The following is a 23915-nucleotide window of genomic DNA, read 5'->3' as shown; positions in this document are numbered from 1 at the left end:
GCGGGTGCGCACATCCGTCAGTCTCCGTCGCGGGCGGCGAGGGCGAGGTCAGGGTGATCGGCGAAGACGCCGTCGACGCCCGTCGCGAGGACCTCGGTGAACTCGCCTCTCCAGTCGCCCCACTCTCGAGGGCCCGCTCCCACGCGGAACGGCTTCGTGAGAAATCGGTTCTCGGGCCGGAGCGTCCACGTGAACACCTCGAGACCCGCTCGATGCGCACGGTCCACGAGCACGGCACCCGCGCGCACATCCGGACGCAGCAGCCGCCGCTTGTCGACGCTGATGCCGTCGACCCGCGACGCGAGATCCGCGAGGCCGTCGTCGGTGAGCTGCGCGTCGTAGTCGGGGGCGGATGCGCCGAGGCGCGCCACGAGGTCGGCCGCCACGCCCTCTGCCTCCAGCAGGTACACGTAGCGGGCGTCGAGGCCGCGCTGCCGCAGCAGGCCGAGCACGGTCTCCTCGAAGCTCTCGACCACGAGGGGCCCGCCGAAGCCCGCCAGCACCGGCGCGGCGAGCTCGTCGAGCGGCAGCCCGACGGACTCGAAGTGCGTCGCGTGCTTGATCTCGGCGACAAGCCCGATCGGGCGCCCGTGCCGCACAGACGCCTCCTCGACCATCCGCACGAGTTCGGCGAGTCGCAGGATCGGGAAGCGTCCGTCGAACGTCGCGGATGCGGGCCGCACCTCCGGTAGACGCTCGCGGGCGCGAAGCGTGGCGAGCTCGTCCCACGTGAAGTCCTCGGTGAACCACCCGGTGAGTGTCTGCCCGTCGATCCGCTTCGTCGCGCGGCGATCCGCGAACTCCGGATGCGCGGCGACGTCGGTCGTGCCCGAGATCTCGTTCTCGTGGCGCACCACGAGCACCCCGTCACGCGTCGCGACGATGTCGGGCTCGACCGCATCGGCCCCGAGTGCGAAGGCCAACTCGTACGCGCCACGCGTGTGCTCGGGCCGGTAACCACTCGCCCCGCGGTGCCCGATCACCCACGGGCGCCGCTGCTCGCTCACCGGGCCACGATAGCCGCCACACCTTGCGCTGGCCTGGGCGAGCGCGCGGGTTACGCTGATCGGACCATGAGCGCACCCGAGCCGGGTACACCCCCGGCGCTCCCGCGGATCCCCCTGTCGTCACTCCCCCTGCGCTGGGGCGACGCCCCCACCCGCTGGTGGGCGGGGATCTGGCTCATCATCGGGGGTGGCCTCGCGATCGCCGGCGCGAACACCTTCGCCCTGTGGATCCTGCCGATGGGCAGCGCCGCCCACGTGGCCGGATGGTGCATCCTCCCGTGCGCCGGATGGCGCCGCACGCTCGCGGTCGCGCCATCGCTGCTCACCATGTGGCTGCTGCTGACCGGCCCGCGTTTTCTGATCGTGCTCGTCGTGCCGTATCTGTGCTGGCTGCTCGTGCGGCACCGGCCGGCCGTGACCGCCCTGACGGGCATCATCGTCGCCGTCGTCGCATGGGTGGTCGGCGACCTCCTGGGCGACGACTATTCGCGGATGCTGCCCGCGCTCGCGATCGTGCTGGCGACCATGACGGCGGCGAGCATCCTCGCGCGACTGATCGAGCAGGCCATCCGCCGAACGCCGGCGTGAGCTGATCAGACGCGCATCGCGGCGACCCGGCGAGCCTCGAGACCCCCGGCGAGACGCTCCAGCGCAGCGGGGGTGAGCGACGACAGCCCCCCGAGGCCGGTCCCCACGACGGCGACCGGAAGCTCCACGCCTCCGTCGGCGGCGATGCCCACCGTGAAGAGCAGCCCGTCGGATGCGCGGCCGGCACGATTCACTCGGCCCACGCGGATCGCCTGAACGGACTGCCAGGGAGCGCGCGCGATGCGCACCGGCTCCTCGGCGGGCCCGCCCCATACCTCGATGCCGCCGTCGTCGGCGACGAGGGTGATGCCGATCGGGAGCACACGACGCCCCGAGGCCATGCCCGCCGCGGCGGATGCGAGCCCGCGCGAGCGCATCGCCCGGATCACGACCGCGCCCGGACGGGACGCCGAGAGCACCGCCGCCCGGTGGCCGGCGCGCGTCGCCCACACCATGATCCCGACGAAGGCGAGGAGCACGCAGCCCGAGACGATCGAGGCGAGAAGCAGGAAATCGCGCACGGTCGAGGCGTCGAAGCCGGTGCGGAACGCGAATGCGGCGGCGAGCACGAGAGCCCCGAGGAAGGCCAGGAAGAGCGGCGTGGGTGCAGCGTGGCCGCGGTCATCCGTCCGCAGAGCGCGCAGGAGGAGCACGGTCGACATGCGCCGAGCGTACGCACCCGCGGTCAGCGCGCGGGAGTCCCCTGAACGGGTCGCCCCCGCGCCGGGGGACACCCGTCGTGGTGGCGGGCGGGGCCCGTCACTCCCACTCGATGGTGCCCGGGGGCTTCGAGGTCACGTCGAGCACGACGCGGTTGACGTCGGCGACCTCGTTCGTGATCCGGTTCGAGATGCGCGCCAGCAGGTCGTACGGCAGGCGGGTCCAGTCGGCCGTCATCGCGTCCTCGGACGACACGGGACGCAGCACGATCGGATGGCCGTAGGTGCGTCCGTCGCCCTGCACGCCGACCGAGCGCACATCGGCCAGCAGCACGACGGGGCACTGCCAGATGTCGGCGTCGAGGCCCGCCGCCGTGATCTCGGCGCGGACGATGAGGTCGGCCGCGCGGAGCGTCGCAAGACGCTCCTCGGTGACCTCTCCGACGATCCGGATGCCGAGGCCCGGCCCGGGGAACGGGTGCCGCGAGACGATCGCCTCCGGCAGCCCCAACTCGCGACCGATGGCGCGCACCTCGTCCTTGAAGAGGGTGCGCAGCGGCTCAACGAGCTCGAACTGGAGATCTTCGGGGAGTCCACCCACGTTGTGATGCGACTTGATGTTCGCCGTGCCGGTGCCGCCGCCCGACTCCACGACATCCGGGTAGAGCGTGCCCTGCACGAGGAAGCGGATCGGGTCGCCCTCGGCCGCGAACTCGGCCACGAGCTCCGCCTGCGCCTGCTCGAAGGTGCGGATGAATTCGCGCCCGATGATCTTGCGCTTCTGCTCCGGATCGGAGACGCCGGCGAGCGCGGTCAGGAAGCGTTCGCGCGCGTCGACGGTGACGAGCCGCACCCCGGTGGAGGCGACGTAGTCGGTCTCGACTTGCTCCCGCTCCCCCGCGCGCAGCAGGCCGTGGTCGACGAAGACGCACACGAGCTGGTCGCCGACCGCCTCGTGCACGAGCGCGGCGGCGACGGCCGAATCGACGCCTCCGGAGAGCGCGCACAGCACGCGTCCGCCGCCGACCTGGGCACGGATGCGCTCGACCTGCTCCGCGATCACGTTGCCCGCGTTCCAGTCGGCGGGGATGCCCGCCGCCCGGTGCAGGAAGTTCTCGATGACGCGCTGGCCGTAGGCGGAGTGCTTCACCTCGGGGTGCCACTGCACGCCGTACAGCTTGCGGTCGTCGTTCGCGAAGGCCGCGACCGGGGTGGATCCGCTCGCGGCGAGCACCTCGAACCCCTCGGGCGCCTTGACGACCGAGTCGCCGTGGCTCATCCACGCGGTCTGCTCGATCGGCTGCTCGGCGAGGAGGGTGCCGCCGTCCGTGCCGCCCACGAGCCGCACCTCGGTCGAGCCGTACTCGCGGGCGCCGGTCTTGGCGACCTCGCCGCCGAGCTGCTGCGCCATCACCTGGAATCCGTAGCAGATGCCGAGGGTTGGCACGCCCAGCTCGAGGATGCCGGGGTCGAGGCTGGGCGAGCCCGGCTCGTAGACGCTCGACGGGCCGCCGGAGAGCACGATGCCGACGGGGTTCATGGACGCAAGGTCGGCGGCAGCGATCGTGTGAGGCACGATCTCGCTGTAGACGCCCGCCTCACGGACGCGACGCGCGATCAGCTGCGCGTATTGGGCGCCGAAGTCGACGACGAGCACGGGGCGCTGAGCGGTTTCGCTCACGCGCTCACCTCCTCCGCGGCGGGCGCCGCATCCGTGGTCTGGGCGATGCGGCGCTCGATGTACGGCGGCACCTGGAACTCGAAGAAGTACGACAGGAACGGCACGACTCCGCCGAGCGCGATGAAGAGGAAGCGGCCGAACGAGTACCGCGCCAGCCGCCACATCACGAAGTCGCAGCCGAGGTACAGCACGTACAGCCAGCCGTGGACGGTCAGGATCACCGTCGACAGGTTGATGGCGGTGAGCTGGTCCTTCGGCGTCAGCGCCAGGAACCCGAACGGACCACCGAACTCGATGTCGACACCGAAGCCGTATCGAAGGACCATCATCACCACGAGCAGCAGGAGGAACGTTCCCGTGATCGCGGCCGAGACGCGGTAGACCTTCAGGGCCGTCCGGAGGCGAGGGATGTCGGCTGCGCGGGGGCCTTGAGGCATGCGTCCAGTCTACGGACCCGCGGGAGCGTCGGCCGCCCGACGCTCCTCCTCCTCGCGCTCCCACACGTCGCGCACCACGCGGTACCAGAGGTACACGGCGAAGCCGGCGAAGATCACCCACTCGATCGCGTAGAAGAGGTTCAGCCAATTGAGGCTCGTGTCGCGGAGCGGCGGCGGCTGGTGGATCGCGTCGAGGCCCGGTGTCGGCTCCTCGAGCACCAAGTAACCGGCGTAGGTGGGGCCCGGATCCGTCCAGAGGTTCACGAGGGCGCCGATCGAGAGCGCTCGCTGCTCTCCCGCCTCGACGTCATCGACCTCCGGAGACTCCGAGGGCAGGTACCGCCCGGCGATGTCGATGGTCTGGTCGGTCGGCACCGCGGACTCCGCCGCCGCGGCCGCCGCCGCATCCGGCGCCCAACCGATCCCCACGGCGAGCGACGCGCCATCGTCGGTCACGAGATGCCCGACCAGCCACGCCCCCTCGGTGCCGTCGTTGTCGCGTCCGGTGAGCACGAGGAACTCGTCGGTGAAGCGGCCAGCGAGCGTCACGCGCTGCCCGATCGACGCATCCGTCATCGGCGCCTGAGGCGTGGCGACCTGCGCGAGCGGCACCGGAGTCTCGGTCTCGGGCTCCTCGACCGTGACGTTCTCGACACTGCGCTCCAGCTGCCACTGCCCCAGGGCCGAGAACGCCGCCGCGATCGCCAGCGCGAGCACGAGCGCGCCGATCCAGCGAGGGCGGCGCGCCACCTGGGCGAACTGGCGGAGGGTCGGCCGCGGGGGCCGTACGGATGTGTCGGGCACTAGTACTCCGGATCGATCTCACGCTCGCGCGGATGCTCGGCGTCCGGGGCGCCATCTGACTGCAGCCGCGCCTGCTCGGCGCGCCGGGTCTCCTCACGCTCAAGGGCGGATGCGACGTCGGGCACGGTCTCCTCGATCACCGGCACGGGCGCGGTGCTCGGATGCTCCCCCGCGGCGACCTCCTGCGCCTCCGGTTCGCCCGACATGGCCGCCTCGGCGAGGGCGATCGCGCGATCGCGCTCGGCGTCGGGTGCGGGCACGCTCCGCGCCTTCCGCCCGAAGATCCACGCCCCCGCGCGCTCGGAGTTGACGGCGAGCACCGGGCCGATGACGGCCATGCTCAACACGTAGAGGCCGGCGAACGGAACGAGCCTCGGATCCAGTCCCGCCGCGGTCGACAACGTCGCGAGGATCAGCGCGAACTCGCCGCGGTTCTGCAGCATCGCGCTGACGTTCAGCCCCTCCGCCGGGGTGAGGCGGCTGATCCACGCGATCAGCTGGCCACCCGCCGTGTTCAGCACGAGGGTCAGCCCGACCGCGGCTGCGACGGGCGCGACGACCGCGCCGAAGTCGGCCGGATCGAGCGAGAGCCCGAAGCTCAGGAAGAAGAAGGCACCGAAGACGTCGCGCAGGGGCAGGGTGAACTGCTCGATGCGCGCACGGAAGCGCGTCGCCCCGAGCACGAGCCCGATCAGGAACGCGCCGATCGCGTCCGAGACGCCCAAGAGCTCGCCGATACCGCCGAACGCGACCGCCAGCCCGAAGAAGAGGATCGTGAAGAGCTCGTCGTCGCGCGTCTGGATGAGCCGCGACACGAGCGAACCGCCCCAGCGGGCGAGCACGAACATCGCGATCAGGAACGAGAACGAGATCACGAGCTCGACGACGATCGCCCCGACATCCGTCTCACCGCCGATCACGACGGAGACGATCGCGAGGTAGATCGCGATGAAGACGTCCTCCACCACGGCGATCCCGAGGATCACCGGGGTCTCGCGGTTGGCGAGGCGCCGCAGCTCGATGAGCAGCTTCGTGACGATCGCGCTCGACGAGGTCGCCGTCATGCCCGCGATGATGAGCGCCTCACGACCACCCCAGCCGACCATCATCCCGAAGGCGAAGCCGACGCCGAAGTTGATCGCGATGCGGGTGCCGCCCGAAAGCAGCAGGGCGCGGGCGTTGCCGAAGAATTCGTCCTGATCGAACTCGAGTCCGAGCGTGAACAGCAGGAAGATCAGCCCGAAGATGGCGATCAGCTCGACGTCGAGGGAGTCGAAGGCGAGGGGGAAGAAGCTCACGTGCGGGCTCGCGAGCAGGCCCACGATCATGTAGATCGGGATGGACGGAAGGCCGATCAGCTTGCCGAGGCGGCCGAGTACGTACGCGATGACGAACAGGACGCCCAGAACGAGCAGATCTCCGCCGTGCTCCATGACTCAGCCCCCGGGTGGAGCTTCGGCCGAGCGAGGCTTGAAGTCGCCCGTGCGATAGAACTGGAACGCCTTCGCGACCTTCTCGGGCGCGCCCGCGACGACGAGCGTGTCGCCGGGGAAGACCTTGAAGTCGGAGTCTGGGCCCGGGTTCGCGGCGTCGCCCCGCACCACGGCCACGACCGTGATGCCGGGAAGCCCGCGGTCGGTCATCGAGCCGAGCGGCTGGCCGGCGATGTGGTGGTCGTAGTCGACGTGGAACCAGTCGATCGAGAGGCCGGGGATCTGGTCGAGGCCGCTGAGGGACTCGGTGATCCGGGTGCCACCGAGCAGCTCGGCGAGCGTGTGGGCCTCATCCTCGTCGAGACGGAGCGAGACCTTGCGGCCGTCGCCGTCTTCCGCATCCGCGAACGAGATGAGGTCGGATGCTCCCGAGCGGTGAGTGATGACGCCCACCTTCCCGCCGTCGGCGGTGACGAAGGTGTGCAGCACCCCCACCCCGGGGAGTTTGACCCGTCGCACGTCGACCATGCCCGCTCCTCACTCGCGCTGCCCTCAACCCTATCGGGGGCGCGAGGGCGCGGCCTGAGCGCGGGGGCGCGGGTGTGCGGTGCGGACCGGCCTCAGACCTCGCGCGCCGCGAGCCGGACCCGATCCGCGGAGGCGTCGTCCGGTTCGAGCTGGCTCGCGCGCTCGGCCGCCACCCGCTCGAGATACAGCTCGGTCTCGCGCGCCGTGCGCTCCGCATCCCACCCGAGCACGTCGGCCATCAACTGCGCGGCGACCGGCGCCGCCGAGACGCCGCGATCCCATGCCTCGATCGACATACGCGTTCGCCGCGAGAGCACGTCGTCGAGGTGGAGCGCACCCTCGTGCCCTGCCGCGTACACGACCTCTGCGGCGAGGTAGTCCTCGGACCCGGGCAGAAGCTCGCCGAGCTCCGGACGCTCGTCGATCAGCGCGAGCACCTCGCGCGCGTGCGTCCCGTAGCGGTTGAGCAGATGCGCGACGGCGCCCGGGCTCAGGCGGTGGCGGCGCGCGATCCGTCCGCGGCGATTCCACGCGGCCGGGTACCCCTCGGCCCCCGTCAGGCCGATCTTCTCCGTGACGGACGCGGGGGTCGGCCGGTCGAGGCCGCGGGCCGCCTGATCTACGGCGTCGCGCGCCATGATCCGGTAGGTGGTGAGCTTGCCGCCTGCCACGACCGTGAGCCCCGGGACCGGGGATGCGACGATGTGCTCCCGGCTGAGCTTGCTGGTCTCGTCGCTCTCGCCCGCGAGCAGCGGACGGAGCCCGGCGTAGACGCCCTCGACGTCGTCGCGGGTGAGCGGTGTCGCGAGCACCCGGTTGATGTGGCCGAGGATGTAGTCGATGTCGGCCGCGGTCGCTGCGGGGTGCGCGAGATCGAGGTGCCAGTCGGTGTCGGTCGTGCCGATCAGCCAGTGCCTGCCCCACGGGATGAGGAACAGCACGCTCTTCTCGGTGCGCAGCAGGAGGCCGAGGGTCCCCCGGATGCGATCGCGCGGCACCACGAGGTGCACGCCCTTCGACGCGCGCACCCGGAACGGGCGGACGTTCGCGAGACCCTGCACATCGTCCGTCCAGACCCCGGTCGCCGAGATCACCTGGCGGGCGCGAATCTCGAACGTCTCGCCGGTCTCGCGGTCGAGCGCGGTGACGCCGACGACTCGCGCGCCTTCACGGAGAAGGCCCTCGACGCGCACCCGGCTCGCCGCGTGGGCACCGTACTCTGCGGCGGTGCGGGCGAGCGAGACCACGAGGCGCGCGTCATCCACCTGCGCGTCGTAGTAGACGAGTCCGCCGCGGAACGCATCCGGGGCGAGGTCGGGTGCCGCCTTGGCGAGCTGCCGCTTCGAGAGGTGCCGGTGGTGCGGCACTCCCGGCGCGCTGCCCCCGGTCCACGAGAACAGGTCGTAGAGCGCCATGCCCGCCCCGATGTACGCGCGCTCGGCGACCGGGACGGTGACCGGGTAGAGGAACTTGACCGGCTTCACGAGGTGCGGCGCGATCCTCTGCAGGAGCAGCCCGCGCTCGATGAGGGCCTCGCGGACGAGGCCGAAGTCGAGCTGCTCGAGGTAGCGGATGCCGCCGTGCACGAGCTTCGACGAGCGGCTACTCGTGCCGGAGGCCCAGTCGCGGGCCTCGACGATCCCGGTCGACAGCCCGCGGGTGACCGCGTCAAGCGCGGCGCCCGTGCCGACGACGCCGCCGCCGATCACGAGCACATCGAGCGTGTGCGTGCGCAGCGCCTCGAGGGCGCGAGTACGTCCGTCCGGTCCGAGTGCTCCCACGGATGCCAGCGTACGCGCGACGCCTGACGAGGGCCTGGGTCAGCTCTGCTGGTACGGCGCGACGACGACCTCGACGCGCTGGAACTCCTTGAGGTCGGAGTAGCCGGTCGTGGCCATCGAGCGTCGCAGGGCTCCCATGAGGTTCACCTGGCCGTCCGGATGCGACGACGGGCCGAAGAGCACCTGCTCGAGCGGCGCGATCGTGCCGACCTGCACGCGGTTGCCGCGCGGCAGCTCCGAGTGGTGCGCCTCCGTGCCCCAATGCCATCCGCCGCCGGGGGCCTCCTCCGCGCGCGCGAGGGCGGATCCGAGCATCACGGCGTCGGCGCCGACCGAGATCGCCTTCACGATGTCGCCGCTCGTACCGAGGCCGCCGTCCGCGATCACGTGCACGTAGCGTCCGCCGGACTCGTCGAGGTAGTCGCGACGCGCGCCCGCGACATCCGCGACCGCTGTTGCCATCGGCGCGTGGATGCCGAGGCTCGTACGGGTGGTCGAGGCGGCGCCTCCGCCGAATCCGACCAGCACGCCGGCCGCTCCGGTGCGCATGAGGTGCAGCGCCGCGGTGTAGGTGGCAGCCCCGCCGACGATGACGGGCACGTCGAGCTCGTAGATGAACTTCTTGAGGTTGAGCGGCTCGACGGTCTTGCTGACGTGCTCGGCGCTCACGGTCGTGCCGCGGATGACGAACAGGTCGACGCCCGCATCGACGACCGTCTTGTAGTGCTCCTGGGTGCGCTGCGGGCTGAGGGCGCCCGCCACCGGCACTCCCGCGGCACGGATCTCGGCGAGGCGTGCCTTCACGAGCTCGGGCTGGATGGGCGCCGCGTAGAGCTGCTGCATGCGGGCGGTCGCCTTCTCGGCGGGCAGCGCCCGGATCTCGGCGAGCACGGACTCGGGATCCTCGTAGCGCGTCCACACGCCTTCGAGGTCGAGCACGCCGAGTCCGCCGAGTCGGCCGATCTCGATCGCGGTCGCGGGGCTCACGACGGAGTCCATGGGTGCGGCGAGCACGGGGATGTCGAAGGTGAACGCGTCGATCGTCCAGCTGACGCTGACGTCCTGCGGGTCGCGCGTGCGACGGCTCGGCACGATCGCGATGTCGTCGAATGCGTACGCGCGGCGGGCTCTCTTGGCGCGGCCGATCTCGATGTCGCTCACGCCCCCACCCTACCTGCGGGTCTGGTGGGCGCCGTAGACATGGCTATGCCCCGAAAGACACCCGCGGGGCGGTGTCTACCCGGCCAGAGACATGTCTATGGCGGGGCAGACCCGCGGATTCGAGGAGGGCCGCGAGCGCTCGGGGGTCACGGACGTCATCCCACGTGAACCGCACCACCGTGCGGACCTTGCGACGCAGGCGGTCTTCGCGCAGCTTCTCGCGCCACACCACCTCCGACGGATCGCCGCGGGTGAACTCCTCCCGCGTGTACTTGATCTTCCCGTCGAACTCGCCCGCGATCCGGTACTCGGGCCAGAAGAAGTCCGCGTACATCCGCCCGGCGGCGTCGACGAACTCCGCTTGGAGCGCGGGCTCCGGGAACCCGAGCGTGACGATCGTCGCGCGGCACGCGGACTCCCCGAAGGATCCCGACGCAGGTCGGGCGTGAGCCAGAGCCACCACGCACCGCGTCATCCCCGTCGCAGGCCGCCACCGCTCCAGGAACTCGGCCAGCTCCGCCGAGTCCGTCGTCCCCCGGCGGAGAGCCGAATCGAGACTCGCGACTCCTCCGACGAACCCATCTCGCAGCACGATGTCGAAGAGTGTTCGGGGCTCCGATGTGACCGGCAGATCTTCGACGGTCGCGCCGTGGTCGTCGCGCCAGCGAGCGGAGGTCCGGATGACGCCAGGCTCCGCGGTCCCGCCCCCGCGGAACGGGGTGAGCAGCGTGACGTCGTCGGGGAAGCGCCGTAGGACTTCGAACCCGTGAATGGCCGCCGCGGAGTAGCCCGCGACCAGTGCCCGCGAGTCGGGGCGCAGCTGTGAGACGACCGCTCGCACACGTGCGATGTGACGTCCGCGTCCGTCGGCGAGGTCCCAGTCCGGTCGGGCGCAGTAGACCCCGCGACGAAGACGGAGGTAGTGACCCGCCCGCGCGGCACGGCGGAACGCCCGCGCATCCTCACCCGCCGCGACGATATCGGAGGTGAAGATGAGCGGCGGGATGTAGGTGTCCATCCCGGGAGGCTGCCGCGTGCGGGCGCCACGCGTGGCTCCAACCACTCGTCCTGGGAGCCGATCGGCCCGCTGGTACCCCGGGGAGGACGGGCTTAGTGCGCGATAGACACCCGCGCGGCGGTGTCTATCGCGCCATAGACATGTCTATGGCAGCAACCAGAGGGTTAGCGGGTGTAGTTGGGGGCCTCCACGACCATCTGGATGTCGTGGGGGTGGGACTCCTTCAGCCCGGCGGGGGTGATCCGCACGAACTTGCCACGCATCTTCAGGTCGTCGATGCTGCGAGCGCCGACGTAGAACATCGACTGCCGCAGCCCGCCCACGAGCTGGTAGACGACCGCCGAGAGCGATCCGCGGTACGCGACGCGCCCCTCGATGCCCTCCGGGATCAGCTGCGCATCCGACGGCACATCCGCCTGGAAGTACCGGTCGCGCGAGTAGGACGTCTTCTTGCCGCGGTCTGACATCGCACCGAGCGACCCCATGCCCCGGTAGTTCTTGAACTGCTTGCCGCCCACGTACACGAGATCGCCGGGCGACTCGTCCGTACCGGCCAGCAGCGAGCCGAGCATCACCGTGTCGGCACCCGCGACGAGCGCCTTCGCGATGTCACCGGAGTACTGCAGACCGCCGTCGGCGATCACCGGGATGCCGCGCTCGCGCGCCGCGAGCGACGCCTCATACACCGCCGTCACCTGGGGCACGCCGACGCCCGCCACCACGCGCGTGGTGCAGATCGAGCCCGGGCCCACACCCACCTTGATCGCATCCGCACCCGCGTCGATCAGCGCCTGTGCGCCCGAGCGGGTCGCGACGTTGCCGCCGATCACGTCGACCCCGGCGAATGCCGGATCCGCCTTCAACCGGCGGATGATGTCGAGCACGCCGGCCGAGTCGCCGTTCGCCGTGTCGACCACGATCACGTCGACGCCTGCATCCAGCAGCGCGCCCGCACGATCCCACGCGTCGCCGAAGAAACCGATCGCGGCGCCCACGCGGAGGCGGCCCTCCTCGTCCTTCGTGGCGTAGGGGTACTTCTCCGTCTTCTCGAAGTCCTTCACCGTGATGAGGCCGCGCAGGCGACCCGCCTCATCCACGAGCGGCAGCTTCTCGATCTTGTGCTGCGCGAAGATGGCGACCGCGTCATCCGGATCGATGCCCTCGCGCGCGGTGATCAACGGCGCCTTCGTCATCACGTCGCGGACGAGCGTCGTGCCCGCCTCGAACGGCGAGACGAACCGCATGTCGCGATTCGTGATGATGCCGACGAGCGTGCCGTCGCCCTCGACGACCGGAAGCCCCGACACCCGGAACTGCCCGCACAGCGCGTCGACCTCGGCGACGGTCGCATCGGGAGTCGTCGTCACGGGGTTCGTGATCATGCCCGACTCGGAGCGCTTCACCTTGTCGACATGCGTGGCCTGATCCTCGATCGACAGGTTGCGGTGCAGCACCCCGATGCCGCCCTGGCGGGCCATCGCGATCGCCATCCGCGACTCCGTCACCGTGTCCATCGCGCTCGACACGAGCGGCGCGTTCACACGGATTCGGCGAGTGAGGCGCGACGACGTATCGGCCTCGCTCGGGATGACGTCGGTGTGTGCCGGCAGCAGCATGACGTCGTCGTAGGTGAGTCCGACGAAGCCGAACGGATCGGGCTGGTCCATTGTGTCCCCTGATGTCGCGTGAGATCTGGCCCGGCTGCGCCGTCGAAGACCGGTAGTACATGTTAACGGTTCGGACGCGAGCACATTCCGAACTCATCCGACAGCTAGACGAACGCGAGTCGCGTGAACATACTGTTCGAACGCCTTGTTGAGTTCGAAACACGAAGGCAACAATGCGGAAGTAACGTCACAGGCGACGAAGCGCCCCGAGCATCGTCGTGCACCCGAGATCTTGGAGGTCCCGTGGCCCACGCTGGAGCAGCGCCCGCCCGTCGGCTGCGGCGAACACTCGGCGTCGCCCTGCTGATCGGGGCGGCTGCCGTCGCTCTCTTCCAGTTGAGCGCCGGCGCCGCGTACGCCGACGACGTCGACACCGACACGTACCCGTACCGGGTGAGCGGCAACGTCCAACTCGACGGCGAACCGCTCGAAGGCGTCGAACTGAATGTCTCGGGCAACGGCATCGACACGGATGTCGCCACCGACGCCGACGGCAAGTGGGCGGTCGGAGTCCCCGAGCGCAACGCCGACTACACCGTGACCCTCAACGAAGACACCCTCCCGGAGGGCATCGCCGTCGTCGAAGAGGGCAACGACTCCCCCAACGTCAAGGAAGTCACCGTCGGCCCCGGAGGTCGCGTCTCCACGAACTTCTTCATCGGCGAAGGCGAGCGCAACACCACCAGCTTCTTCGACCAGCTCGTGCAGCGACTGATCGGCGGCATCAACTTCGGCCTCATGCTGGCCCTCGCCGCGATCGGCCTCTCACTCGTCTACGGCACGACCGGCATCTCCAACTTCGCCCACGCGGAGATGGTGACCTTCGGCCCCGTCATCGCCCTCTTCCTCGGCTCACTGGGCGTGCCGCTCTGGGGGGCACTCCCGCTGGCCGTGCTCGCCGGAGCCGCATTCGGACTCGCGATGGATGCCGCGCTCTGGCGCCCCCTGCGCCGCCGACGCGTCGGCATCGTGCAGCTCATGATCGTGAGCATCGGCCTCTCGCTCGCCCTGCGCTACCTCTTCCAGTACTTCATCGGCGGAGGAACCCTCCAGCTCCCCGGCGCGAACGCCCCCAAGCTGCCGATCTTCGGCGCCGTGACCCTCAGCGTGATCGACATGATCTCGATGGGCATCAGCATCGTGATCATCATCGCCTTCGCGCTGTGGCTCATGTACTCACGCATCGGAAAAGCCACCCGCGCGATCTCCGACAACAGCCCGCTCGCCGCGGCATCCGGAATCGACGTCGACTCGGTCGTGCGGGTCGTGTGGATCGTCGCGGGCGGCATGGCGGCGCTCTCCGGAATCCTCTGGGCGTACTTCCGCCCCGGGATCAAGTGGGACATGGGCGCCCAGATCCTGCTGCTCATGTTCGCCGCCGTCACCCTCGGTGGCCTCGGCACCGCGTTCGGCGCCCTCATCGGCTCGATCATCGTCGGCGTGCTGGTCGAGGTCTCGAGCCTCTGGATCCCGGCAGACCTCAAATACGTCGGAGCACTCGTCGTGCTCATCGTCATCCTGCTGTTCCGACCGCAGGGCATCCTCGGTCGACGCGAGAGAATAGGTTAGGCACCCCCGATGGACTGGCTGCAGATCCTCTCCAACACCGCATCGTCGATCCTCGCGCCGACGACGATGGCGTACGCCCTCGCCGCGATCGGCCTGTCCGTTCACTTCGGATACGCCGGGCTGCTCAACATGGGTGTCGCCGGCTTCATGGCCATGGGCGCCTACGGGTACGCGATCTCGATCCTCACGTTCGGGCTGCCCTGGTGGGCCGGCGTGCTCATCGGACTCGGAGCTGCCGCGATCTTCGCGCTCATCCTCGGCATCCCGACGCTGCGGCTGCGGGGCGACTATCTCGCGATCGTCACGATCGCCGCCGCCGAAGTGGCCCGACTGCTCTTCCTCACCACCGCGTTCGACGACGTGACCGGATCGGCGGACGGCCTCAACGGCTACCACGCGAGCTTCCGCGACTCCAACCCCATCCCGCCCGGCACCTACGGCTTCGGACCCTGGGTCTACAACGAGAACCAGTGGTGGGTTCGCATCGTGGGACTCATCACGATCGCGTTCGCCGTGCTGCTCGTCTGGCGCCTCATGTCGAGCCCCTGGGGCCGGGTCATCAAGGGCATCCGCGAAGACGAGGATGCGGTGCGCTCGCTTGGCAAGAACGTCTTCTCCTACAAGATGCAGGCCCTCGTGCTCGGCGGCGTGATCGCGGCCGCCGGCGGCATCGTCTACGCCCTCCCCTCCGCGGTGAGCCCCGGCGACTACGTGACCTCCCTCACCTTCTTCGTCTGGACGGGGTTGCTGCTCGGCGGTGCGGCGACGATCTTCGGCCCGGTGCTCGGCGCAGTCCTGTACTGGGTCGTCTTCACCTTCCTCGGCAACCTGCTGCCCGCACTCGTGCGGGCCGACATCCTGCCGTTCATGACGGCCATCCAGGCGGCGACCCTGCGCTACATCCTCGTCGGCGTGGCACTGATGCTGCTCGTGATCTTCCGCCCCCAGGGCATCCTCGGCAACAAGAAGGAGCTGACCTTTGTCAAGTGAGACTCCATCCGCCCCGGCACCCCGCCCCAAGTCAACGGGACTGCACACCGGCGAGATCCGCCCCGGCGTCGCGAAAGTCGACCCGATCATCGTCGTCGACGGCGTGCGCCGCACCTTCGGCGGTCTGACCGCCGTCGACGTCGAACACCTCGAAATCCCCCGCGGCGCCATCACCGCCCTCATCGGCCCCAACGGCGCCGGCAAGACCACCCTCTTCAACCTGCTCACCGGCTTCGACAAGCCCGACGCCGGCAGCTGGGACTTCGACGGCACCTCGCTCTCCGGAGTCCCCGCGTTCAAGGTGTCGCGGATGGGGCAGGTGCGCACCTTCCAGCTCACCAAGGCACTCGGACTGCTCACCGTGCTCGACAACATGAAGCTCGGAGCCAAGAAGCAGACCGGCGAACACTTCTGGTCGAGCCTCATCCCCGCCCTCTGGCGCGGCCAGGAGGACGCCGCCGAGAAGCGCGCCCTCGAACTGCTCCAGAAGTTCAAGCTCGACACCAAGAAAGACGACTTCGCGGCATCCCTCTCCGGCGGACAGCGCAAGCTCCTCGAGATGGCGCGCGCCCTCATGAGCGACCCGCAGCTCGTCATGCTCGACGAGCCCATGGCAGGCGTCAACCCCGCGCTCACCCAGTCGCTGCTCGACCACATCCTCGACCTCAAGGAACAGGGCATGACCGTGCTCTTCGTCGAGCACGACATGCACATGGTGCGCCACATCGCCGACTGGGTCATCGTCATGGCCGAAGGCCGCGTCGTCGCCGAAGGCGACCCCCACGGAGTCATGAAGAACCCCGCCGTCATCGACGCCTACCTCGGCGCCCACCAGGAGCTCGACCTCGGGGTCGTCACCGGCCGCTACACGGACGGCACCGCCGGTACGGCGACCGCACCGGGCGACATCGAGAGCATGGACCGCATCATCGAAGCGGACGCCCCCGAAGGGAACGAGAAGTGACCGTCACCACGACCGGCACCCCCGTCGTCCTCGTCGACGACGTCACCGCCGGATACCTTCCCGGAGTCAACATCCTCAACGGGTGCACGCTCACCGCCCACCAAGGCGAACTGATCGGCATCATCGGCCCCAACGGCGCCGGCAAGTCGACCCTCCTGAAAGCCATCTTCGGCATGGTGAACATCCGCAGCGGAACCGTCACGCTCGAGGGTCAGGACATCACCAACCTCAAAGCCAACAAGCTCGTCGAACGCGGCGTCGGCTTCGTACCCCAGACGAACAACGTGTTCCCCAGCCTCACCATCGAAGAGAACCTGCAGATGGGGCTGTACCAGAACCCCAAGTCGTACTCGGAGCGACTCGAGTTCGTGACCGGCATCTTCGCTGAGCTCGGCAAGCGCCTGAAGCAGCGCGCCGGATCGCTCTCCGGCGGCGAACGGCAGATGGTCGCCATGTCCCGCGCCCTCATGATGAACCCCAAGGTGCTGCTGCTCGACGAACCATCCGCGGGGCTCTCCCCCGTGCGACAGGATGAAGCCTTCATCCGCGTCTCCGAAATCAACAAGGCCGGCGTGACGACCATCATGGTCGAGCAGAACGCCCGCCGATGCCTGCAGATCTGCGACCGCGGGTACGTGCTCGACCAGGGCCGCGACGCCTACGAAGGCACGGGGCGCGAGCTGTTGGCGGATCCGAAGGTGACGGAGCTGTACCTGGGGACGCTCGGGCAGTAGTCCGCTGCCGCGGGGGGCGTGTGGGTGCGGGGGTGCTTCCCTCGCGTGCGGCGGAGCCGCGCGCTCACGCCAGACCCGACCACGCACCCCCGCACCCACACGCCCCCCGCTCGACCCAGTACCGAACCTCCCCAGGTACTTGGAGAAGGCAGCGGCGCTTCCCTCGCGTGCGGCGTAGCCGCGCGCTCACGCCACCCGACCAGAAAGCCCTGCAATGCGGCGAAGCCGCGAGCAGGGCCCCTGCCTCGAGCGACGGGTGGTCGGTGGGGGCGCAGGGTGCGCGCCGCTGGCCGGGCCTGGCGTGAGCGCGTCGCGCAGCGACCCGCGAGGGATGCGGCGCGCACCCTGCGCCCCCACCGACCGCCCCCACAGCGCCCCCACCAAGCACCAGCCGGGAACGCCGAAGGCCCCGGCCGCCGAAGCGACCGGGGCCCTCGAGCCGGATGGATCAGCCGTTGTAGGCGGTGTAGTTGTTGTCGTCGCCGTACTGGTAGATCCCGATCGACGCCTCGGTCGGGTCGCCCACCTCGTCGAAGGTGATCGGGCCCGAGATGCCGTCGTAGTCCGCGACGCCACCCGAGAGGATGATGTCGGCGCAGTCGGCGTAGCTGGTGCACTTCTCGCCGTCGCCCGAACCGCCGGAGACCTCGACGAGCTTCGCCGCGATGTCCGTTCCTTCGGTCGACTGGGCCGCGAGCGATGCGAGCGCGATGAGGATCACCGCGTCGTACGACTCGGCCGCGTAGCTGTAGTCCTCCAGCGGCTCGTCGCCTTCGCTCTCGAGGAACGCGTCGAGCTCACCGGTGAAGTCGGAGATCGAGTCCACCGAGAGGCCCGGCAGCGTGCCCTTGGCGCCCGCGAGGGTGCCCTCGGGGAACGCGTCGCCGAAGTTCTTCAGGTTGCCGTCGACGAAGTACAGCTTGTCGGCGGGGAACTGGCTGACGAGGTTCGGGAGGATCGTGGAGACCTCGTCGAACGTGATCAGTGCGATCGCGTCGGGCTTCGCCGCGAGGACCTCGCTGATCTGTGCCGAGAAGTTGGTGTCGCCCGTGTTGTAGGTGGGCTCCGCCACGACCGTGCCGCCGGCGGCCGTGAAGGCCTCGGAGACGTACTTCGCGAGTCCGGTTCCGTACGAGTCGTTCAGCACGATCATGCCGAGCGTCTGGTTGCCGTCTTCGGCGATCAGGTTGCCGAGCACCTCGCCCTGCAGGACGTCGGACGGCGCGGTACGGAAGTACAGGCCGTTGTCGTCGTAGGTGGTGAAGGCGTCCGAGGTGTTGGCGGGCGAGAACTGGATGACGCCCGCACCGACGACCTGGTCGATGAACTTGAGCGACGTGCCCGAGGACGCGGCGCCGATGATGGCGGAGACGTCTTCGCCGAGCAGACGCGGGATCTCGGTCTCGTAGGCCTTGTTGTCGGTGTCGCCGGAGTCGCCGTAGACGACGTCCAGGTCGAGTCCGGTGGTCTCTGCGTAGTCGTTGACCTGCGACGCGGCGTACGCGACACCTGCCTCCTCGGGCGGGCCGAGGAAGGCGAGGTTACCGGTCTGAGGAAGGGCGGTGCCGATCTTCAGAGCGAGTTCCTCGCCGGGGGTCGGGGTCTCGGCCTCGGGAGAGGACGCGCAGCCACTCAGTGCGATCGCGGCCGCGCTGATGAGCGCGACGCCACTGACGACGACCTTCGTCTTCCGAGAGCTCGGGGCCTGAGCGGCCCGGGAAAATGCACCCATGATGCTCCTTGTGTGAACAGGTCGCACACGTCTGGCACGCGTGCGTGGATGCCACGGTACGGGCCACCCGATGCGTTCACAATACGAAGGTGTTACGGGGGTGTAACGCGACTAAATCGTTACCAACCGCTCATCCGCTGACGGATTTCGCGCGTGCATAGCGGTTCTTGCTGCTGTATTCGTACACTCCGTAAACCGCGACGGTGGGGTCGCCGGCGTCGTCGAGACGCAGCGGGCCGGTGATCCCTTCGTAGGCGATGTCGGGCTCGGTAGTGAGCACGTCGAGGCATTCTCCGAAGCTCGAGCAGCGGATGCCTTCGCGCGTGACGTCGAGGATTCGCGACCGGATGGAGGGGCCTCCGTCGTCGTCCGCCATCGTCGCTGCGAGGGCCGCGATGATGACGGCGTCGTACGCCTCGGGCGCATACCGCGTCGAGGAGAGGCCCGGGTCCTCCTTTTCGAGACGGGCGCGGAACGCGTCGTCGGCGCGAACACCCTCGAGCACGCCGTGGGCGCCGGTGAGCGTCCCCGCCGGGAGTGCCTGGGAGTAGTCGGCGAGGTTCTGACTCGTGAGCCAGAGCTTGTCTTTGCCGAGGCCTGCCGCGGTGAGCTTCGTGATGAGCGACTGGGTGGTGTCGCCGTTGTCGATCGTCGCCAGCACGACGACATCCGGGTCGGCGGCTTTCACGGCCGAGACAGCGGATGCGACGGAGGACGATGATCCGGCTTCGGCGGTGACGACGAGTTCGCCGCCCGCCTCCTCGAGGGATGCCGCGAGTGTGCTCTCGATCGTCGAGGTGACCGCGTCGCCGCCGGTGATCAGTGCCACGGAAGCGTCGCCGAGCAGTGGACCGAGGACGGTTCCCTGGTGCGGGTAGCTCGGGATCGTGCGGAACAGCATCCCGTCCGCGTCGACGGAGGTCAGCTGGGGGTAGGTCGCGGCGGGCGAGATGAGCGGGATGCCCGCCTCGGCGGCGAGAGGCAGCAGCTCTTCGGCGATCGCGGAGGACGACGGCCCGATGATCACGTCGACGCCCTTCTCCACGAGGGCCGCGAACGACTTCTTGGCCGTGTCGCTGCCCGCGGATCCGGAGTTGCGGTTCACGATTTCGATGCGCTCGCCGAGCACCCCGCCTGCCGCGTTGATCTCGCGTGCGGCGGCGTTCACGCCGGCCACTTGAGCGGCACCGAGGAACGAGGTTGCGCCGGTCGTGGGGAAGAGCGTGCCGATCCGCAGCACGCCGTCGCCGCTCGGCGCGACCGTCTCGGTCGGCGTCGGCGTGGGCGTCGGCATGGGCGCCACGGCGGTGCAGGCGGTGAGAGCTGCGAGCGCGCCGCCGACGAGGGCGGCGGCCGACGCGCGACGGATGCGGGCGGGGAGCGCACGCGTCATGCGGCATCCTTCCTCGTCGGGTGTTCGCGGTGACCCTATCGCGCGGTCAGACGCTCGCCGCGAAGGCGCGACGACGGGGACGCGAGGCGCGGATCATGTCGGCGGTGAGCACGACGAGTGCGAGCCAGACGAGTGCGAATCCGATCCACCTCCCGGTGGGCATCGGCTCGTGGAGGATCAGCACCCCCATCAGGAACTGCAGCACGGGAGCGAGATATTGGGTGAGCCCGAGAGCGACGAGCGAGATGCGGCGGGCGGCGGAGGCGAACAGCAGGAGCGGGGTCGCGGTCACGATCCCCGCGAGCGCGATGAGCACCGCGTGCGCCGGGCCGGCGTTGCCGAACGCGATGCCGACGGTCGAGCCGACCACCACCAACTGCACGACGGCGACGGGAGTGAGCCAGGCGGTTTCGAGTGCGAGGCCGCTCAGGGCGTCGACCCGGGGGCCGACACGCTTCTTGATGAATCCGTAGAACCCGAACGAGAGCGCGAGCGCCACCGCGATCCAGGGGAATGCGCCGTAGCCGACGGCGATGACGATGATCGCGACCGCCGAGATGCCGACGGCGAGCCACTGCAGAGGGCGCAGCCTCTCCCGGAGCACGACGACCCCGAGAGCGACGGTGACGAGGGGGTTGATGAAGTAGCCGAGCGACGCCTCGACGACGTGCCCGCCGAGTGTCGCGAGCACGAAGACCTGCCAGTTGACGTAGATCAGCACGCCCGCGATCGCCATGGAGAAGAGGACCCGAGGCTGTCGGACGAGCGAGACGAGACGGCCCCAGCCGCGGGTCGCGGTGATGAGGACCACGCAGAAGGCCAGCCCGAAGAGGATGCGGAAGGCGACGACCTCCCACGGGCTCGACGGCGTGAGGAGAAGGAAGTACGCGGGCAGGAAACCCCAGAGGCCGTAGGCAGAGATCGCGTACGCGAGGCCTGCGCCCGTTCCGCCGATCCCCGACGGCGTTGCGGGTGCTGGAGTCGTCACCTCATGAGGTTAGTGGTGGAGCCGGGCGCGCCGCCGACGCCCGACGCCCGACATGCGGAAGGCCCCCGCGCGAGCGCGCAGGGGCCTTCCGGGTGGACGCACAGGCGTCCGGATGTCAGCGGACGACGACCGCCAGCACGTCGCGCGCGGAGAGGACCAGAAGGTCCTCGCCGCCGAACTTCACCTCGGTGCCGCCGTACTTGGAGTAGATGACCTTGTCGCCGACGGCCACGTCGAGCGGCACGCGGTTGCCGTTGTCGTCGATGCGGCCGGGGCCCACGGCGACGACCTCGCCCTCCTGCGGCTTCTCCTTGGCGGTGTCCGGGATGACCAGACCCGACGCGGTGACCTGCTCGGCTTCGACCTGCTTGATGACGATGCGATCCTCGAGCGGCTTGATGGAGACCGACACGTGTGACCTCTTTCTGAAGACTCAGGGTTTGGCACACTCCCTTCGAGAGTGCCAGGACAACTATAGGCCTTGGGTTAGCACTCATTCAATCCGACTGCCAACCGCATCGGGATACGGTGTCGGAGTGGATCCCGAGGAGCTGCGCGCCCTGCTCTCGACCGACGGGCTGCGCCTGCTCGACGAGGTGGGAGCCCTCGGAGCGGAGGCGGATGTCGTCCGCACCGTCTCGCGGCTGCGGGCGGCGGGTCATCCTCCCGCGCTTGTCGCAGCGGTGCTCACCCAGGCCCGACTGCGTACCCGCGCGCGTGCCCGATTCGGTGACTTCGCCGACCGGATGCTCTTCACCCCCGACGGTCTCGAGCAGGCCACACGACTGCCGGTCGCGGCTCATCACGCGGGCAGGTTCGCCCGCGCGGGGCTCACCTCGGTCGCCGACCTCGGGTGCGGGATCGGCGCGGATGCGATGGCGTTCGCGGGCCTCGGACTGCGGGTCGTGGCCGTGGAGCGCGACGAGGTGACGGCCGCCTTGGCCGCCTACAACCTCGCGCCGTTCCCGGATGCCCGGGTGGTACACGGCGACGCGCTCGATGAGGAGCCGGATGACGTCGACGGCCTGTGGTTCGATCCCGCGCGACGCAGCGGCGGACGCCGCACGATGGATCCGGCCGACTGGTCGCCGCCCCTCGACGCGGTGTTCGCGCGCGCAGCGCAGAGACCCACCGGCGTGAAGCTCGGCCCGGCAATCGATCATGCGCTCATCCCGGACGGCGTCGAGGCTCAGTGGGTGTCGGCTGATCGCGACGTCGTCGAACTCGTGGTGTGGTCGGGCCGGCTTGCGCGTGACCAGGTGGGGCGAAGCGCTCTCGTGATCGGCGCGGGCGGCACACACGAGATCACGGCTCCCGAACCGAGCCCCGACGCCGAGACCGGAGCGCTGGGGGATTATCTGCTCGAACCCGACGGCGCCGTGATCCGTGCGCGTCTCATCGGCGAGGTCGCCCGCCGGGTCAACGGCCGGATGATCGACCCGTCGATCGCCTGGATCACGGGCGACATTGAACCGCAGACACCATTCGGGCAGTCGTTCCGGGTGCGCGAGACCCTCCCGTTCGACGAACGGAAGCTGAAGGCGGCGCTGCGTGAGCGGCGCATCGGGACGCTCGAGATCAAGAAGCGCGGAGTCGACGTCGATCCGGCCGCCCTCCGCACCCGCCTCGCGCCGAGGGGCGACGAGACTGCGACCCTCGTACTGACACGGGTCGGTGGGGTCCGCACGGCGGTCCTCGCCGACCGCATCCCCTGAGACGCGAGAGGGCGGGGCGCCACGCGCCCCGCCCTCTCGGTGCCTGGTATCAGCCGACGTACCCGTACGAGCCGAGCACGGCGAAGTAGGCCACCAGCGCGACGACCGCGATGAGACCGAAGATGACGCTGAAGCCGATCGCGACGAATCCGGTGATGATGCCGGTCAGCCACATCCACTTCGGCGCACCCGGCTCCTTCTTCTTGCCCTGGAATCCGAGCACCACGGCGACGATCGCCGGGATGAGGCCGAAGCCGTACACGAACGACAGCAGCACCGAGATGATGCCGAGGATGAACGAGACGAGGCTCAGGGTCTGCTTGACCGGAGCCGGCGGCACGTACCCCGGTGCGGCCGCGGGGGCGGCATAGGGGTTGGCAGCCTCGGGAGCCGCGGGCGGAGCCGGCGGGGGCGGGGGCGTGGACGGGGCCGCCGGTGCCGCGGCAGGCTCGGCGGGCACCGAGGCCGGTGTCGGCTCCTCGGGCGTCGAGGGGGTGGCAGTGGGGTCGCTCATGTCCGTGCTCCTTCGTGGGTGGTGGACGGCCCCATGCTTCCAGCGGGCCCGTCGGGTGTCAACGCGGGTCCGACCTCAGTACTCCGAACTAGCTGAAGGAGGTCGAGCCCTCAACGGTGGCGAAGAGCAGCCCGAACATCGCGAAGAAGAACACGAGAGAGAGCGCGAGCACGGCGATCATGGCGTACCCCACGATCACTCCCGCGATAGCGAGGCCCCGGCCATCGTCGCCCGTCCGCTTGATCTGCGCGAGCGCGATGTGTCCGGTGATGACCCCGCCGATCGCCGTGATGGAGAACAGCAAAGAGCTGAGCGAGAGAACCAACGAGACGATCGCGAGGGGGTTCGTGCGACGCGCCGTGACATACGCCACGCCTCCCGCGACGTAGGGCGGGGGCGCTGCCGGCCCCGGGACCGTCGGCACCGGCTGATAGGCGGGAGCGACGTACGGGTTCGGCTGCGCCGCGTACGGGTTCGCGGGCGCGACCTGCGGGTTCTCGTCGGGTGCAGCATCGGGTGCGGATGCGGTGGGGTCGGACAACGTGACTCTCT

Annotated in this window: 23 protein-coding genes; 6 read left to right on the top strand and 17 right to left on the bottom strand. The window is 69.7% G+C overall.

The window, feature by feature from the left end; all coding sequences use genetic code 11:
• Positions 1 to 17: 17 nt before the first annotated feature.
• The gene (locus tag FVQ89_RS04760; RefSeq protein ID WP_147900732.1) at positions 18 to 1007 is read right to left on the bottom strand and encodes a glycerophosphodiester phosphodiesterase family protein; all 990 of its coding nucleotides are present in this window, start codon (positions 1005 to 1007) and stop codon (positions 18 to 20) included.
• A gap of 66 nt (positions 1008 to 1073) precedes the next feature.
• On the opposite strand from FVQ89_RS04760, the gene FVQ89_RS04755 reads away from it, so the two are divergent.
• Positions 1074 to 1595, top strand: coding sequence for a hypothetical protein (locus tag FVQ89_RS04755; RefSeq protein WP_147900731.1), 522 nt, complete (start codon positions 1074 to 1076; stop codon positions 1593 to 1595).
• A 5-nt stretch (positions 1596 to 1600) separates the two neighbouring features.
• On the opposite strand, the gene FVQ89_RS04750 is transcribed toward FVQ89_RS04755, so the two are convergent.
• The 10 genes from FVQ89_RS04750 to guaB all read right to left on the bottom strand — a co-directional run bounded on the left by FVQ89_RS04750 (position 1601) and on the right by guaB (position 12764).
• The gene (locus tag FVQ89_RS04750) at positions 1601 to 2257 is read right to left on the bottom strand and encodes a hypothetical protein (RefSeq protein WP_147900730.1); all 657 of its coding nucleotides are present in this window, start codon (positions 2255 to 2257) and stop codon (positions 1601 to 1603) included.
• Between the two features lie 97 nt (positions 2258 to 2354).
• On the bottom strand, positions 2355 to 3935 hold the full coding sequence (guaA, locus tag FVQ89_RS04745; RefSeq protein WP_147900729.1) for a glutamine-hydrolyzing GMP synthase: 1581 nt from the start codon (positions 3933 to 3935) through the stop codon (positions 2355 to 2357).
• Positions 3932 to 4372, bottom strand: a complete 441-nt coding sequence (locus tag FVQ89_RS04740; RefSeq protein ID WP_147900728.1) for a DUF3817 domain-containing protein — start codon at positions 4370 to 4372, stop codon at positions 3932 to 3934. The genes guaA and FVQ89_RS04740 overlap by 4 nt, the downstream gene beginning before the upstream one ends.
• A gap of 9 nt (positions 4373 to 4381) precedes the next feature.
• Entirely contained in the window at positions 4382 to 5176 is a 795-nt protein-coding gene (locus FVQ89_RS04735) for an SURF1 family protein (protein WP_147900727.1), read from the bottom strand.
• Positions 5176 to 6609, bottom strand: coding sequence for a cation:proton antiporter (locus FVQ89_RS04730; RefSeq protein ID WP_147900726.1), 1434 nt, complete (start codon positions 6607 to 6609; stop codon positions 5176 to 5178). The genes FVQ89_RS04735 and FVQ89_RS04730 overlap by 1 nt, the downstream gene beginning before the upstream one ends.
• Positions 6610 to 6612: 3 nt before the next feature.
• Entirely contained in the window at positions 6613 to 7137 is a 525-nt protein-coding gene (locus FVQ89_RS04725) for a TrkA C-terminal domain-containing protein (protein WP_147900725.1), read from the bottom strand.
• A 92-nt stretch (positions 7138 to 7229) separates the two neighbouring features.
• A complete protein-coding gene (locus FVQ89_RS04720) occupies positions 7230 to 8927 on the bottom strand; it encodes a glycerol-3-phosphate dehydrogenase/oxidase (RefSeq protein WP_147900724.1) in 1698 nt (565 codons plus the stop codon).
• A 30-nt stretch (positions 8928 to 8957) separates the two neighbouring features.
• Complete coding sequence (locus tag FVQ89_RS04715) at positions 8958 to 10079, bottom strand: GuaB3 family IMP dehydrogenase-related protein (RefSeq protein ID WP_147900723.1); 1122 nt, start codon at positions 10077 to 10079, stop codon at positions 8958 to 8960.
• 43 nt (positions 10080 to 10122) lie between these two features.
• Complete coding sequence (locus tag FVQ89_RS04710) at positions 10123 to 11097, bottom strand: type IV toxin-antitoxin system AbiEi family antitoxin domain-containing protein (RefSeq protein WP_147900722.1); 975 nt, start codon at positions 11095 to 11097, stop codon at positions 10123 to 10125.
• Positions 11098 to 11261: 164 nt separating this feature from the next.
• Positions 11262 to 12764: an IMP dehydrogenase gene (guaB, locus tag FVQ89_RS04705; protein ID WP_147900721.1), complete on the bottom strand. Its 1503-nt coding sequence runs from the start codon at positions 12762 to 12764 to the stop codon at positions 11262 to 11264.
• A gap of 243 nt (positions 12765 to 13007) precedes the next feature.
• On the opposite strand from guaB, the gene FVQ89_RS04700 reads away from it, so the two are divergent.
• The 4 genes from FVQ89_RS04700 to FVQ89_RS04685 are packed head-to-tail and all read left to right on the top strand — an operon-like array spanning position 13008 to position 17021.
• The gene (locus tag FVQ89_RS04700) at positions 13008 to 14333 is read left to right on the top strand and encodes a branched-chain amino acid ABC transporter permease (protein WP_255513422.1); all 1326 of its coding nucleotides are present in this window, start codon (positions 13008 to 13010) and stop codon (positions 14331 to 14333) included.
• A gap of 9 nt (positions 14334 to 14342) precedes the next feature.
• The gene (locus FVQ89_RS04695; RefSeq protein ID WP_147900720.1) at positions 14343 to 15323 is read left to right on the top strand and encodes a branched-chain amino acid ABC transporter permease; all 981 of its coding nucleotides are present in this window, start codon (positions 14343 to 14345) and stop codon (positions 15321 to 15323) included.
• Entirely contained in the window at positions 15313 to 16287 is a 975-nt protein-coding gene (locus FVQ89_RS04690) for an ABC transporter ATP-binding protein (RefSeq protein ID WP_147900719.1), read from the top strand. Before FVQ89_RS04695 ends, FVQ89_RS04690 begins: the two co-directional genes overlap by 11 nt.
• The gene (locus FVQ89_RS04685) at positions 16284 to 17021 is read left to right on the top strand and encodes an ABC transporter ATP-binding protein (RefSeq protein WP_147900718.1); all 738 of its coding nucleotides are present in this window, start codon (positions 16284 to 16286) and stop codon (positions 17019 to 17021) included. Before FVQ89_RS04690 ends, FVQ89_RS04685 begins: the two co-directional genes overlap by 4 nt.
• Before the next feature lie 448 nt (positions 17022 to 17469).
• Here FVQ89_RS04685 and FVQ89_RS04680 read toward each other — a convergent pair whose 3' ends face one another.
• From FVQ89_RS04680 to groES, 4 genes are all read right to left on the bottom strand, one after another.
• Positions 17470 to 18753 (bottom strand): ABC transporter substrate-binding protein, encoded by a 1284-nt coding sequence (locus tag FVQ89_RS04680; protein ID WP_147900717.1) that lies wholly within the window; start codon positions 18751 to 18753, stop codon positions 17470 to 17472.
• Between the two features lie 130 nt (positions 18754 to 18883).
• Entirely contained in the window at positions 18884 to 20146 is a 1263-nt protein-coding gene (locus tag FVQ89_RS04675) for an ABC transporter substrate-binding protein (protein WP_147900716.1), read from the bottom strand.
• A gap of 46 nt (positions 20147 to 20192) precedes the next feature.
• Positions 20193 to 21134: an EamA family transporter RarD gene (gene rarD / locus FVQ89_RS04670; protein WP_255513420.1), complete on the bottom strand. Its 942-nt coding sequence runs from the start codon at positions 21132 to 21134 to the stop codon at positions 20193 to 20195.
• 115 nt (positions 21135 to 21249) lie between these two features.
• Complete coding sequence (gene groES, locus FVQ89_RS04665; protein WP_097167691.1) at positions 21250 to 21546, bottom strand: co-chaperone GroES; 297 nt, start codon at positions 21544 to 21546, stop codon at positions 21250 to 21252.
• 124 nt (positions 21547 to 21670) lie between these two features.
• Here groES and FVQ89_RS04660 point away from each other — a divergent pair, with 124 nt between their 5' ends.
• The gene (locus FVQ89_RS04660; RefSeq protein WP_147900715.1) at positions 21671 to 22849 is read left to right on the top strand and encodes a class I SAM-dependent methyltransferase; all 1179 of its coding nucleotides are present in this window, start codon (positions 21671 to 21673) and stop codon (positions 22847 to 22849) included.
• Positions 22850 to 22898: 49 nt separating this feature from the next.
• Here FVQ89_RS04660 and FVQ89_RS14400 read toward each other — a convergent pair whose 3' ends face one another.
• Together FVQ89_RS14400 and FVQ89_RS14565 are read right to left on the bottom strand one after the other, a co-directional pair.
• The gene (locus tag FVQ89_RS14400) at positions 22899 to 23363 is read right to left on the bottom strand and encodes a DUF4190 domain-containing protein (RefSeq protein ID WP_187264900.1); all 465 of its coding nucleotides are present in this window, start codon (positions 23361 to 23363) and stop codon (positions 22899 to 22901) included.
• An 88-nt stretch (positions 23364 to 23451) separates the two neighbouring features.
• Complete coding sequence (locus FVQ89_RS14565) at positions 23452 to 23904, bottom strand: DUF4190 domain-containing protein (RefSeq protein WP_147900714.1); 453 nt, start codon at positions 23902 to 23904, stop codon at positions 23452 to 23454.
• Between the last annotated feature and the right edge of the window lie 11 nt (positions 23905 to 23915).

The organism is Homoserinibacter sp. GY 40078, assembly GCF_008017545.1.
Lineage (GTDB): Bacteria > Actinomycetota > Actinomycetes > Actinomycetales > Microbacteriaceae > Homoserinibacter.
This window is presented reverse-complemented; position numbering and strand designations above follow the sequence as displayed.